Origin of the sequence: Pseudonocardia sp. C8, from assembly GCF_014267175.1 — a bacterium.
Classification (GTDB): domain Bacteria; phylum Actinomycetota; class Actinomycetes; order Mycobacteriales; family Pseudonocardiaceae; genus Pseudonocardia.
Window position 1 is genome coordinate 409606 of record NZ_JACMTR010000002.1, and the last position, 11865, is coordinate 421470.

The 11865-nt window shown below is 67.8% G+C and carries 15 protein-coding genes and 1 tRNA gene; 11 read left to right on the forward strand and 5 right to left on the reverse strand.

Features of this window, described 5'->3' with window-relative positions; translation table 11 throughout:
• Positions 1 to 23 precede the first annotated feature (23 nt).
• Positions 24 to 635 carry a TetR/AcrR family transcriptional regulator gene (locus H7X46_RS02610; RefSeq protein WP_186357874.1) on the reverse strand — a complete coding sequence of 204 codons (612 nt, stop codon included), beginning with the start codon at positions 633 to 635 and terminating at the stop codon, positions 24 to 26.
• Positions 636 to 847: 212 nt separating this feature from the next.
• On the opposite strand from H7X46_RS02610, the gene H7X46_RS02615 reads away from it, so the two are divergent.
• From H7X46_RS02615 to H7X46_RS02650, 8 genes are all read left to right on the forward strand, one after another.
• Entirely contained in the window at positions 848 to 1207 is a 360-nt protein-coding gene (locus H7X46_RS02615; RefSeq protein WP_186357875.1) for a hypothetical protein, read from the forward strand.
• A 241-nt stretch (positions 1208 to 1448) separates the two neighbouring features.
• Entirely contained in the window at positions 1449 to 2453 is a 1005-nt protein-coding gene (locus H7X46_RS02620) for an SIS domain-containing protein (RefSeq protein WP_186357876.1), read from the forward strand.
• Positions 2453 to 3295, forward strand: coding sequence for a PfkB family carbohydrate kinase (locus tag H7X46_RS02625; RefSeq protein ID WP_186357877.1), 843 nt, complete (start codon positions 2453 to 2455; stop codon positions 3293 to 3295). The genes H7X46_RS02620 and H7X46_RS02625 overlap by 1 nt, the downstream gene beginning before the upstream one ends.
• A gap of 10 nt (positions 3296 to 3305) precedes the next feature.
• Positions 3306 to 3719: a pyridoxamine 5'-phosphate oxidase family protein gene (locus H7X46_RS02630; protein ID WP_186357878.1), complete on the forward strand. Its 414-nt coding sequence runs from the start codon at positions 3306 to 3308 to the stop codon at positions 3717 to 3719.
• Positions 3720 to 3759: 40 nt separating this feature from the next.
• Positions 3760 to 4380, forward strand: a complete 621-nt coding sequence (locus H7X46_RS02635; RefSeq protein WP_186357879.1) for a TetR/AcrR family transcriptional regulator — start codon at positions 3760 to 3762, stop codon at positions 4378 to 4380.
• 395 nt (positions 4381 to 4775) lie between these two features.
• Positions 4776 to 5675: a phytanoyl-CoA dioxygenase family protein gene (locus H7X46_RS02640; RefSeq protein ID WP_186357880.1), complete on the forward strand. Its 900-nt coding sequence runs from the start codon at positions 4776 to 4778 to the stop codon at positions 5673 to 5675.
• A gap of 18 nt (positions 5676 to 5693) precedes the next feature.
• Positions 5694 to 6449, forward strand: coding sequence for a transporter (locus H7X46_RS02645; RefSeq protein WP_186357881.1), 756 nt, complete (start codon positions 5694 to 5696; stop codon positions 6447 to 6449).
• Entirely contained in the window at positions 6446 to 7792 is a 1347-nt protein-coding gene (locus H7X46_RS02650; RefSeq protein ID WP_186357882.1) for an FAD-dependent oxidoreductase, read from the forward strand. Before H7X46_RS02645 ends, H7X46_RS02650 begins: the two co-directional genes overlap by 4 nt.
• A 68-nt stretch (positions 7793 to 7860) precedes the next feature.
• Here the strand turns inward: H7X46_RS02650 and H7X46_RS02655 are convergent.
• The 3 genes from H7X46_RS02655 to H7X46_RS02665 all read right to left on the reverse strand — a co-directional run bounded on the left by H7X46_RS02655 (position 7861) and on the right by H7X46_RS02665 (position 9404).
• Positions 7861 to 7934, reverse strand: a tRNA-OTHER gene (locus H7X46_RS02655).
• A 95-nt stretch (positions 7935 to 8029) separates the two neighbouring features.
• Positions 8030 to 8494 (reverse strand): NUDIX hydrolase, encoded by a 465-nt coding sequence (locus H7X46_RS02660; protein ID WP_186357883.1) that lies wholly within the window; start codon positions 8492 to 8494, stop codon positions 8030 to 8032.
• 112 nt (positions 8495 to 8606) lie between these two features.
• On the reverse strand, positions 8607 to 9404 hold the full coding sequence (locus H7X46_RS02665; RefSeq protein WP_186357884.1) for an aminotransferase class IV family protein: 798 nt from the start codon (positions 9402 to 9404) through the stop codon (positions 8607 to 8609).
• A gap of 64 nt (positions 9405 to 9468) precedes the next feature.
• On the opposite strand from H7X46_RS02665, the gene H7X46_RS02670 reads away from it, so the two are divergent.
• Positions 9469 to 9816, forward strand: a complete 348-nt coding sequence (locus tag H7X46_RS02670; protein WP_186357885.1) for a MerR family transcriptional regulator — start codon at positions 9469 to 9471, stop codon at positions 9814 to 9816.
• Between the two features lie 81 nt (positions 9817 to 9897).
• On the opposite strand, the gene H7X46_RS02675 is transcribed toward H7X46_RS02670, so the two are convergent.
• A complete protein-coding gene (locus tag H7X46_RS02675) occupies positions 9898 to 11106 on the reverse strand; it encodes a helix-turn-helix domain-containing protein (protein ID WP_255426069.1) in 1209 nt (402 codons plus the stop codon).
• Positions 11107 to 11251: 145 nt separating this feature from the next.
• Here H7X46_RS02675 and H7X46_RS02680 point away from each other — a divergent pair, with 145 nt between their 5' ends.
• Positions 11252 to 11524 carry a helix-turn-helix domain-containing protein gene (locus H7X46_RS02680; RefSeq protein ID WP_186357887.1) on the forward strand — a complete coding sequence of 91 codons (273 nt, stop codon included), beginning with the start codon at positions 11252 to 11254 and terminating at the stop codon, positions 11522 to 11524.
• Complete coding sequence (locus H7X46_RS02685; RefSeq protein WP_186357888.1) at positions 11524 to 11790, forward strand: hypothetical protein; 267 nt, start codon at positions 11524 to 11526, stop codon at positions 11788 to 11790. The genes H7X46_RS02680 and H7X46_RS02685 overlap by 1 nt, the downstream gene beginning before the upstream one ends.
• Positions 11791 to 11865 lie beyond the last annotated feature (75 nt).

An 11865-nucleotide genomic window follows, 5' to 3' on the forward strand; every position in this document is an offset into this window, starting at 1 on the left:
TCCCGAGCCTCTCACCGGATCCATCAGGCTGTGACGGCCTCGTGCCGGAGCCGAACCGCGAGCCACGAGGCGAGCACGGACTGGGCGATCTCCATCTGCTGCTGCGCGGCCGCCTTGTCGCTGTAGGTGAGCCAGTTCACGGCGAACCCGTCTGCCAGCGTGGCCACGACGTAGGCGATCTCGTCGACGGTCGACGGCTCGACCGGGTGGTCGGGGTCGGCGGCGGCTCGCAGCGCCCCACGCACCGCGTCGAGGGCTTGGTCGAAGACCGCGATGCCGCGATCTCCGTGCTGGCGTCGCGCCCAGTTGACCAGTTCGACGGTGGCGGCGGTGAAGCTGGGGGAGTCGACGTACCACTGCATCACTCCGTGCAGGATCTGGCGGGCAGCGTCGGCCACGGTCGTGTGCGGATCGCTGCCCTCGACGACCTCTCGGTACTTGCCGGCGACGTACTCGTAGACGTCGGCGAAGAGGTCCTCCTTCGAGTCGTAGCAGTAGTGCAACATTGCCAGGTTGGCCTCGGCCTGGTCCGCGATCCGGCGGGTGGTGGCGCCGTCGATGCCGTGGGTGGCGATCACCTCGACGGCGGCCTGGATGAAGTCACTGCGGCGCTGGGCGGCAGGGATCCGTGGCATGACGCGGTCCTCCCCGATACGGCGTCCCGTTGATTAAGACGTTTGATTAAGTCATCGCCACCCTAGCAGTGGGCACCTCGGCCTGGAAGCCGCGGATACCTGTTGACCAAAGTAGGTCATGTGACTAGGTTTGCTGACCAACACTCAGCACGTCGGCGGCCCCAGCGGCAGCACGTGGTCTGGACGCGCCGATGCGCACGACAAGGAGCACGATGAACCTCGCTCGCAAGGACGTCTTCGCCACGGTCGTGGCTCGCGTCAAGGTCCCGAATGCCGACGACCTGCCCCGATTCCGCAGATTGGTCGCCGAGTACGACGAGGCAGCCGGCCGCTATCCGGAGATGATCCTGTTCACCGCCACCTACGCGGCGACCGACGACGAGTTCCGGTTCCTGGAGGTGCTCGCCCACCGCGATCACTGGCCGCCAGAGGGTACGCCGGAGACCGACGCGATCACCGAGCAGATCATGGCCATCAGCACCTGGCACGACGTCGAGGTGCTCGGTGACGCCGATGCGGAGTACCTCGACGCCTATTCGGAGCTGGCCGCGGTGCACCGTCCCTACCTGTAGCCGCGGATCCGTAGCCCGGCTTCTTCTTCCGGCCCCTGCGCCCGACCGCGATCGTCCTGCTGGCCACCACGGGTGCCCGTCCTCGGAGGAAGGCTCCACGGAGGACCGCGAGAACGCAGAGCGCGCCGAACGTCGCCGACCGGCGATGAATGACCACCAGGCGTCCGTGAGCGACGCCGCCGAATCGAATCGAAGGGTAACCGTCACCATGTCACTCCGGTCAGCCCAAGGAGTCGCGCCGGTGTGGACCGAGCAACGTGAGCAGGTCGCCGCGCACTTGCTCGGACAGTTCCACCGCCTGGCCGAAGAGATCAAGGCGTCCGCCAACGGCGTCTCCAACGTCTTCCTCGTCGCGTCCGGCGGTACTTGGGCAGGGATGATCTCCCTGAAGTACCTGCTCGACCGGCAGAGCCCCGTGCCCGTGTACCACGTTCAGGCCGAGGAGTTCCTGGCCAACGTGCCGCCCCTGGTCGGTCGGGGGAGTCTGGTATTCGTCACCTCCTACGGCGGTACGTCGGCCGGGATCGAGGCGGCACGACACTGCGCCGACGCGGGGGCCACGGTGCTGGGCATGGCCGGGGACGCGTCCAGTCCGCTGTACTCGATCTGTCAGGAGTGCGTCACGATCGACGCCCCGATCGGTGGCTTCCTCATGGATGCCACCGCCTTGGTGTTCAACCTGTTCGGCTACACCTTGCTCGACGCGTTGAACGGCAGCAACGACCATGCACCCCACCTGGATGTCGTCCGCCGCTCGCCGGAGGTGATTCGCCATGTCCGTGAGGAGGCGGACGAGACCGCACGCCAGATCGCCGAGAATGTCGCGGACCTGGACATCGTCTACCTGGTGGCCTCCGGCCCGAACTACGGCGTTGCCTACTCGGGTGCGATGTGCCTGTTCGAGGAGTCCCTCTGGCGTCACGCCTCCAGCCGTCAGGCGGGCGAGTTCTTCCACGGCACGCTGGAGATCGTGACGCCCGACTTCCCGATCTTGACCTTCATCGGCGAGGACGAGACGCGGCCGTTGTCCGAACGAGTGGTGCGGTTCGCCGAGCGCTTCTCGCCGCAGTCCCTCGTCGTCGACACCCGCGATCTGACCCTCCCCGGCGTGCCGCAGGATCTGCGGGCCGTGCTCTCCCCTGCGCTCCTGGGATCGATCATGAGCAGGATCGGCGAGCACCTTGCTTCGTTCACCGGTCACGACCTGCTCGAGCGCCGCTACATGTGGGGCAAGGAGGATTACTGATGTGGATCAACGCTTTCGGAGACTGCTGCGTCGACCGGTATCGCGACATCGGACGGCAGTTCCCGGGCGGAGGCTCTCTCAACGTGGCTCTCCACCTGGCCAGGCTCGGAGCGACGACGCGGTGGATCGGCAGGCTCGGCAACGACGACAACGCCGAGATCGTCGCCCGCGCGTTCGTCGAGCCGCGCCTGGATACCTCACGAGTCCAGCGAGTGAACGGTGAGACGACCGTGGTCGACGTCGACCTGGTCGATGGCGAGCGCACCTTCACCGGCTGGGTCGAGGGCGTCGGCCTCGGCGTCGAGCTCACCGACGAGGATCTCCGCTTCCTGTTCGCCGATGCCGACCTGGTCCACACTGCCTGGTCCGCCGAGTTCAGTACGCAGCCTGTGCCCTGGTGCAGCGGAGGAGCGGGTCTGTCGGTCGACTTCGTCAAGGACCAGTTCGCCGACGCCCGGCCCGTGCTGGAGACCGTGCCGGTCACCGTGGCGACCTTCTCGCGGACCAGCGAGGACCAGCCGAAGCTCGACCGGTTGATCGCCGACGTGCATTCACTCGGCGTGCCGTGGGTCCTCGTCGGGATGGGAGAGTCCGGCGCCGTGGTCTCGCACCGTGGCGCCAGGTGTTTCCAGCCGGCCGAGTCGATCGAGGTCGTCGACACGCTGGGTGCCGGTGACTCCTTCATCGCTGCGGCCCTGACCGAGATCGTCAAAGGCTCGGAACCGCCGACCGTCGCGCGTGTGGCGAGCCAGTACGCGGCGCGAACCTGCCTGAGCTACGGCGGCGGCGCCGAAGGTCTGCCGCTCACCGACGTGAACGAACCGAGGCCGACCGAGCGATGAGGGGAAGGGCATGACCACCGGATCCACCGCCGAAGAGGACTGGGCCTACCTGGCCGAACCACACATCGGGATCCTTTCCATCCACCGCAAGGACAAGCCCCCGCTGACCTCGCCGATCTGGTATCGCGTGGTCGACCGAACCATCGAGTTCACCGTCAAGGAGACCTCGCTCAAGGGCAGGTTGCTCCGCGACGGAGCACCCGTCTCGCTCGCGGTGAACGACGACCACTTCCCCTACCGCTACCTCGTCGCCCAGGGAACAGCCAGGATCGTCGGCGCTCCGGAACCGGACGCCGGTCTCAAGATGTCGGTTCGGTACCTTGGTACGAAGATGGGGGAGAGCTTCGCGCCGACGTTGACGGGCTACGGTGCGCTGGTCCGGCTGGAGGTCGATCGGCTGAACGGCGTGAACTTCCGGTCGTGAGCCCCGCCCACACCGGGCAGGACAGGGAATGCGAGCGGGCATGACGTACATGTCGAGCGGCGAGCGTCGTGCTCGCCTCGTCGAAGCGGCTGTGCTGGTGATCGCTGAGGTCGGCGTCAGCGCTGCGACGACCCGGAAGATCGCCGAGCGTGCAGAGTCGCCGTTGGCGGCAGTGCACTACTGCTTCGGGTCCAAGGCCAACCTGCTCTCAGCTGTTCAGCGACATCTGACCACGACCGGTCTGGCGGACATCTCGGAGTCGGAGGCCGATGCCCCGACGCTCGCCGAGGCAGCCACCGGGATTCTCACCGCGGCCATGCGAAGTGTCGTCGAGTCGCCCGAGCGGACACGAGCGACCATCGCCATCTCGTCGTGGGCCAACCGACACGATCCTGCCCTGGCCGTCCGGCTCGCCGACGACTTCATCAGCCGGTGGCAATCGCAGCTGGCCAGGTCCGCGCCCGAGTTGGCGGCCGATCAGTTGGAATCGACGACCCGTCTGCTGGTGGCGCTCGCTGACGGTCTGGTTGAGCAGTGGCGTGTCTATGACAACGCGGAGCGGCTGCTCCATGACACCGAACGGGCTTGCGAGATGGTGGAGGCGTATCTCTCGAGCCCGGAAGCCTCCGCCTGCAGCGCCGACCGCGCCCGCGACCGTTGAGCCCGTCCCGGTTCCGTCCTATCGGGTGACAAGCGTCGAGTTCGACACCGACACCGACCGTGCCGTCGATGGCGGATGGTGGCGGTGGAGTCCGTGTCGACGGCGCCGAACAGCCGGGCCGATGCCACATCGAGCCCGGGGAGCATGTTCCGGGCCCCCAGCGGTTGGAGGTTGCCCGTGGAGGTCGGGCTGTCGCGCCATGTCGATCGCCTCCGACGGGGCGAGGCGCTGGCAACGGAGGAGCCGGCACCGGGTCGTGCGAGGCGAGGGCGGCAACTTGGTCAAACATCTTGGTCATAAATCTTGATCGGATGACTAAGTTCGGGTTAGCATGACCCGGATCACATGCCTGGGCTCGCGAACGGCGCGACCCAGCAAGTCCTCGGAGGACGAACATGACCCAGAGCCAACTCGCCCGGCTCGCCCCCGACGCCACGCCGGAAGCCGTGGTCGAGGTGATCATGCGGGACGGCGGCGTCGTCATCGAAGGCCTGTTCGGCGACTCGACCATCGAAGGCATCAAGAAGGACCTGGACCCCGTCCTGGACGAGGTCGACAACGGTCACGACGAGGTCTTCGCCGGCAACAGGACCAAGCGTGCGAGCGGCCTGTTCGCGCGCACTGAGCACATGGCGACCATCGCGCTGAATCCGCTGTACCGAAGCGTCGCGGAGCGCATCCTCAACAAGCCGATCAACATCTTCTTCGGTGAGGAGTCGGTCCCCAACCCGACGGGAATGCATGTCGGCGCCACGATGGCGATCAAGATCGGCCCCGGACAGGGTGCGCAGCCGCTCCACCGCGACGACTCGGTCTGGTTGTGGCGACACCCCACCTACCAGCGGGAAGCGCGGGTCCAGATCATGGTGGCGGTCAGTGACTTCACCGCCGGGAACGGCGGCACCCTCGTCATCCCCGGCTCGCACCTGTGGGACGACGAACGACCGCCGCGCCTCGACGAGGCCGTGCCGACCGAGATGAAGGCGGGCTCGGCGCTCATCTGGATCGGGTCCACCTACCACGGTGGCGGTCGGAACACCACCGCAGACCAGTACCGGTTCGGACTGTCGATGGGGTACGACCTGGCCTTCCTGCGCCCCGAGGAGAACCCGTTCCTCACCTACACCCTCGACCAGATCCGGTCGTTCCCCGAGGAGATCCAGCGAGCCCTCGACTGGTCCTCGGAACACTACGTCGGCTGGGTCGAGGTCGACGGGCAGATGTCCGACCCGATGGACCTGCTCGGCCGCGACGACTACACCGCCATCGGCGCCGGGTTGCCCGGTCGCGCCTGAGATCAGGAGAGAACGGACATGAGGGACGACATATACGCGCTGGCGTTCTTGATCGGCGACGTGATCATGATCGTCGGCGGTTACTGGGCCGGCTGGAAGTTCATCAAGCAGTACCGCAACTACCTGCTCGGCATCGAGTGGTTCATCATCGCCACTTCGGGCGTGAACTTCCTCGTCTGGGCGCTCCGATTCCCCGAGGACAAGGAGGCCGGCCAGGCCAGCCTGCAGTACTCGGTCGCCTTCTTCCTCGATGCCTTCTCGCGCTCGGTCGGCATCACCCTGTTGCTCGTCGTCGGGTTCATGGCGGTGACCCACCGCTACAAGTCGAGCATCGCGGTTGACGCCGTCATCTTCACCGTGGGTATCGGCGCGGGCCTCTACCTGGGGCAGTCGAAGTTCCAGGACCATGTCGACGACGCCGGCCACCACATTCTCCACCCCGGTCCGGCAACGATCTATCTCGTCGTCAACCTGCTGACGCTGATCTTCCTGCTGTACCTCACCAAGCGGCTGTGGGACATCGGTGCGACGAAGGTCGGCATCGCCACCCTGCTGGTCAGCCTGGCGGCCACGGGGATCGCTCTGATCTACGACTTCTTCCCGTTCCCGGACGCCGTCGACCCGCTCGAGGATCGTCCGCTGTTCTACGCGCTGGCGCTCACGGTGTGGGGCCTGCAGATGATCACCTATCTGTTCGCCTACCGCGCGTTGCACGACCACAACGTGCGAACCGGTCCGGAGCCGGCCCACCGCGGGGCAGGAGCGGCGAGGTGACGACCGCCAACGTGCAGTACACCGACTTCACCGGATGGGTGGACCCGCCCACCGACCTGCTCCCGGCCCTGGCCGAGGACCTGACGTGTGAGGTCGCGGTCGTCGGAGGTGGACTCAACGGCATGTCCACCGCCCTACGGCTGGCCGAGCGTGGGCAGGACGTGGTGCTCCTGGAAGCCGAGTTCTGCGGACACGGGGCCAGCTCCCGCAACGCGGGTCAGCTGGCGGGCGCGCCGGGCGGTGACCTGCAACTGATCAACCTGCTGTTCCCGAAGAAGATGCCCGGCATGGTGCGGCTGGCCGAGCGTGCCGCGCACTTCGTGGAAGGCCTCATCACGACACACGACATCGACTGCGAGTACGAGCCGACGGGCAACGTCTTCGCGGCGGTGTCGCGCGGGCAGATGGGGCGGGTGCGTCGGGTCGCCAAGATCCTCCGTCGCGTCGGCGGTCACGTCGAGCTCGGCTCGAGCGCGGAGCTCGGCATCCCGCACGGGTTCCTCGGCGGGATGCGCGAGCAGGTCGGGGGCATCATGAACCCGGGTAGGTTCACGCTCGGGCTGCGTCGAGCCATGCTGGCCTCGTCCGCCCGGGTCTTCGAACGGACCCGGATCACCGACATCACGCGCGGGCCGGGCCAGGTCGTCCTGTCCACGTCGCAGGGCGAGGTGCGCGCGGACAAGGTCGTCATCGCCACCAACGCGTTCGCCGGTGAATGGGGGATCACCCCCGACCGGCTCGCCGTGCCGATCTGGGTCGTCGAGGTCGAGACCGAGCCGGTCGACCCGGAGCGCCTGGCGGCACTCGGCTGGACGAGCCGGGCGGGGCTCGTGACCCAGCACAACATCATGGAGAACTACCGGCTGACCTCCCGCAACACGATCGTCTTCGGAGTCCGCCGGCTGGAACGGGGAACCTCGTACCCGCTTCCGCAGAAGCAACCGGACCCGGACCTGGTCGCGGAACTGGCGGAGGCCTTCGCGACCCGGTTCCCCGACCTCGCCGACGTCGCCGTCGAACGCGCCTGGGGTGGCTGGATCGCGATCACGCCGTCATGGCTCCCGGTGGCCGGGCAGATCGGGGACGACGTCTTCTACTCGATCGCGTGCAACGGGCACGGGCTGGCGCAGGCCCCATACGTCGGATCGCTGATCGCCGATCTGGTCGTCGACGGTGAACGCCCCGAGGACCTGGAGGTCCTGTGGGCGAAGGAGCCGCGGTTCCCTCGTCCGATGCTGATGGGGCGGCTGGGACTGCGCTTCATCTGGGCCGTCGACCGGTTCAACGACCGTGTGAACGGAAGCCGGCGCCAGGCCCGGCGAGCGGCGACATCCGCGCACTGAGTCGCCCGGGGATGCGTTCGAGGGCCGGACCCGGAGGTTCGGCCCGTGCCGATGTCCTGAGACATCACTGGTGCCCCCGGCAGGATTCGAACCTGCGACACCCGCTTTAAGGAGTCCTGGTGGAGGTTGGTTCTACGGGGACCTACCAGGGACGGAACTGTCATCAACGGTTCTGACGGTGGCTCCACGGTGCCTGAACTTCTCCAGTTCGCTCCACGACTGGCTCCACGAACAGCCCTACCGCCCGACCCGGGCGACCGCCTGACCGTGTTCGAGGTAACCCGGGCCGTCCTGCGCGGTCGTGCGCAGCCGTCGGGCGAGCCGCGGGATGACGTAGGACTCAAGGTCGTCGAGCGCGACCCACTCCCAGCGATCAAGCTCGTTGGTCGCCAGCCGGATCCGCTCGGCATCGTCGCCGAGCCGGCCGCAGTCGAAGACGAACAGCAGCTTGTCGCCCTCCTTGTCGCTGGGTGCCCAGTCCACGGAGAGCAGTGCCACCGGCGCACGATCGAGGTTGAGCTCCTCAGCAACCTCGCGCCGGCAAGCTGTCGCGGGCGACTCGCCGCGCTCGACGTACCCCCCGGGGATATCCCAGGTGTCCTTGTAGGTGGGGTGCACGAGGAGGATCCGGCCGGCGTCGTCGAGGAAGAGCGCGCCTGCGGCGACGCGGGGGGTGGCGAATGCTTCGCTCGAATCTGGCACATCGCGGAGTTTACGGCCGCGAAGTGGGAGCGAGCGGATCGTGCCCAACCGGCTGCGACCGCCGCATGTCTCAGTCTGGGGCCGAAACCAGCGCGGCGAGAGTGGGAGAGGTTCACAGCTGCTCGGGGGCCTCGACGTCGAAGGCGTTTCGCAGCCGTCGTTCGAACTCCGGGTCGGGGGTGAGGGTCCGGTCCCCGATGCTCGTGACCGGCACGGCGGGTGTCCAGGAGTTCATGAGGACGGCGGACAGGCCGCCGAGGTCCGCCGGACGGACCTCGCGCTCGTCCTGGGGGACGCCGGCGCGGTGCAACTGTCGGCGCACGACCTGCATGGTGGTTCCGGTGAGCAGGTCGGCCCGGGGCCAAATCACGGTGTCGCCGTCGGAGAACGCGAGGTTCCAGATGGTCCCCTCGCTGATCCGGCCGGTCCTGTCGAGGAACACGGCGTCGTCGAACCCGTGGTGCCTCGCCCGTCGCAGGTAGTAGGTCTTCGCGCCTTCCCCCACGTGCTTGACGTGGGGGAGGAACCGTTCGTGCTCGACGACGTCGAGCCGCAGCGGCCCGCTCGGACCGTCCGACGGGGCACCGGTCTGCACGGTCACGTCCAGTGGGCGGCCGACTTCGGCGGGGACGAACTCGCCTTCGGCTGCTCGTATCGTCACCACGAGCGACAGGGACCGGGGACCGGTGGCGGCTGCCTGACGCATCCGGTCGCGGAGCAGTCGGTTGTCGACCTCGCGTCCGAACAGGTCGCGTGAGGCGCTCTGCAAGCGGGTCAGGTGCAGGTCGAGCCCGCGCACCGCGCCGTCGCGGACCTGCATCGCGGTGAAGTGCGCGAACCCGGCGAACGCCAGGTCCCTCGCGTCGTCGGAGGTGAGGGGCTTGCCGTTTCGCCACAGTCTCGATGCCATGGCCTCGACCGTAGAATCTGACATCGTTGTCAGATTCAACCCGGCAGGCGGAGAGGCGAGTCACATGCGGATCGGGGAGCTATCCCGTGTGACCGGGGCCAGTCCCCGGTCACTGCGGTACTACGAGGAGCAGGGACTGTTGCGGGCCCACCGCGACGACTCCGGGCACGGACATCGCCGCTACGACGACGACGCGGTCGACACGGTCCACGCGATCAGGGCCCTCCTCGCAGCAGGGGTGCCGACCGGGTTGATCTACGATCTGTTGCCCTGCGCGCAGGGGCCGGGACCACGGTTGGAGCGCTGCGCCGCGCCGATGTTGCAGGAGCAGCTCGCACGAGTCGACGCCCAGGTCGTGGCCCTGACCGAGGCCCGTGACCGGCTGCGCACGGTCCTCGACATGGTCGGATAGCTCGTCCTCGGAGCACTGCGCGCCGGCAGAGCTCCAACCCCTGGACGCTGACCGGCCATGGTCGTGCGGCCAGGCACCAGTTCACACCAGCCGCAGGCGACCAGCGAGGCCGTCGAGAGCCGGGTCTCGGTGCGAACGGTTGCCCTTGACCCAGCCGAGGACGAGCTGCCGGCTCAGGGCGTGGTGCCGGACCTGCTCCGGAGCGACTTGCTCGGCCTGCAACAGCACTGCCAGAGCTTCATCCCGCCGGTTCCGTGCCGTGTACGCGCGAGCCGTCTCGATGGCGTGGCGAACCTGCCGTTCGACCGGGAGGCCCGAGACGTCGATCGACGGGGCGAGGTCGACCGCTACCTGGACGTCGCCGAGTTCGAGAGCTGTCGTCATGCGGTGCAAGGACACGTTCGTCGGGCCGAAGGCGGTCCACATCGCATTGGTGTCCCGGCCGACCCGGTGCGCACTGTCCTCCGCCTCCCGGAGGAACGTGGTCACTGACGCACGGTCCTCGGCGCGCGCGGCCGCCACCGCCCCGGTGAGGAACAGCGTGCCGTAGACAGCGAGGAACGATTCGTCCGACCGGGTGCTGAGGTGCGTTTCGAGCACGCCGGCCGCTGTCCGCACCAGGTCGACCCCTGCGGCGAATCGGCCGGTCGAGTGCAGCGCGTACGCGACGGATCGGAACAGCGACCCCAGCACCACGGGATTCTCGGACTCCTGCGCAGCGGTCAGACCGCGCTCGGAGGCGATCCAGGCGAGATCGGTCTCTCCGAGCTTGGTGAGGACGGAGACCGCGACCTGGTAGGTCAACGCGAGCAGTGCGAGAGCCCGGTGGCGGTCGCCTGGTCCAGCGTTTCGAGTCGCGTTCAGCGCGTCGGACAGCACGAGCGGTGTCCGACCGGTGACGTAGCCGTAGCGACTCGCCTGGTAGGCCTCGAAGATCGCAGAGACATCCGCTTCCAGTGAGTTGATCTCGACCGCGTCACCGGCGGCCGCGGACGACGCCAGCAGCGGAGTGATCTGCCGATAGTCCATCAGCGCAGCACGGAGCGCCGGGACGGTCTGCACGCCGCTGTCCGCTGTCCACTCCAAGAGCGTCGGCTCGCCGACGAGGTCGCTGATGGTGATGTCCAGGGCCTCGGCGACCCGCCGGATAACCGACAGCCGGTCGAGGTCGATGCGTCCGTTCTCGACCTTGCTGAGCCAGTCCTCGGTCCGGCCGACGAGGCCGGCGAGCACGAGCTGCGACAGTCCACGCCTGCGCCGGTAGAAGGCAATCCGTTCGCCGATGGTCATCGCCGGTGTCATTCCACGCATGACAACCACTCTCCCCGACTGCTCCGTACGTACCCCGGAATTTCCTTCCGGGCTCCTCGTCCGGACTGCACTCAGGCTAGCTGCACTGACCGACAGAGGTCAGTGGTTCCGAGGGGAGAGCGGCATGAACATCTCATCTACCAGGGAAGGCGGCGCCGGTCCGGAGGCGCGCGTTCCGATCTTCTACAGCGTTCCCGAAGCGGCGAAGTTGATCGGGACTTCGTCGGTCACGCTCTACCGCGCAATTCGCGATGGCGAATTCCCGGCCCTCCGAGTCCGTGGTCGACTGATCATTCCTGCACGAGTGCTGGACGAGATGGTGAGCACCGCTGTCGGCCAGCAGAGCGTCGTCGATGTGGCTGCTTGGGTGCCGAGCCCGCGTCGGAGTGCGGACTGATGGGCAGCGTCGGGGTGCTGATTCTTGGGGCGGCGCTCGGGGCGTTCATCTGTGCCAAGGCGCGGTCGGCGGGTGGTGCGGTGGTGTTCTCGCTGCTGGCGTTGGTGTTGTTCCTGACGACGCCGGTTGGGCAGGGGGCGCCGGAGGCGTTCGCCAAGGTCGTGTCGGCGTTCGACCGGGCGGCCACGCCGGCCCTGAACGGCGAGCAACCGGCCGCGGACTCGGGCGAGGGACTGCGGGCCGAGTCGGGTGGTGGTGACCGGTGAGACCGGCCGCCGGCGAGGGCTGTGAGGGGTGTGCGCTCAAGGCCGCGCAGGGCCAAGACCTGGTTGGTCCCGCCT

Bases quoted from the DNA above. Each gene is read 5' to 3' on its own strand.
- H7X46_RS02675 (WP_255426069.1), bottom strand. From the start codon at position 11,106: ATGACCATCGGCGAACGGATTGCCTTCTACCGGCGCAGGCGTGGACTG.
- H7X46_RS02615 (WP_186357875.1), top strand. From the start codon at position 848: ATGAACCTCGCTCGCAAGGACGTCTTCGCCACGGTCGTGGCTCGCGTC.
- H7X46_RS02645 (WP_186357881.1), top strand. From the start codon at position 5,694: ATGAGGGACGACATATACGCGCTGGCGTTCTTGATCGGCGACGTGATC.
- H7X46_RS02625 (WP_186357877.1), top strand. From the start codon at position 2,453: ATGTGGATCAACGCTTTCGGAGACTGCTGCGTCGACCGGTATCGCGAC.
- H7X46_RS02670 (WP_186357885.1), top strand. From the start codon at position 9,469: ATGCGGATCGGGGAGCTATCCCGTGTGACCGGGGCCAGTCCCCGGTCA.
- H7X46_RS02635 (WP_186357879.1), top strand. From the start codon at position 3,760: ATGACGTACATGTCGAGCGGCGAGCGTCGTGCTCGCCTCGTCGAAGCG.
- H7X46_RS02665 (WP_186357884.1), bottom strand. From the start codon at position 9,404: ATGGCATCGAGACTGTGGCGAAACGGCAAGCCCCTCACCTCCGACGAC.
- H7X46_RS02685 (WP_186357888.1), top strand. From the start codon at position 11,524: ATGGGCAGCGTCGGGGTGCTGATTCTTGGGGCGGCGCTCGGGGCGTTC.
- H7X46_RS02640 (WP_186357880.1), top strand. From the start codon at position 4,776: ATGACCCAGAGCCAACTCGCCCGGCTCGCCCCCGACGCCACGCCGGAA.
- H7X46_RS02610 (WP_186357874.1), bottom strand. From the start codon at position 635: ATGCCACGGATCCCTGCCGCCCAGCGCCGCAGTGACTTCATCCAGGCC.
- H7X46_RS02680 (WP_186357887.1), top strand. From the start codon at position 11,252: ATGAACATCTCATCTACCAGGGAAGGCGGCGCCGGTCCGGAGGCGCGC.
- H7X46_RS02630 (WP_186357878.1), top strand. From the start codon at position 3,306: ATGACCACCGGATCCACCGCCGAAGAGGACTGGGCCTACCTGGCCGAA.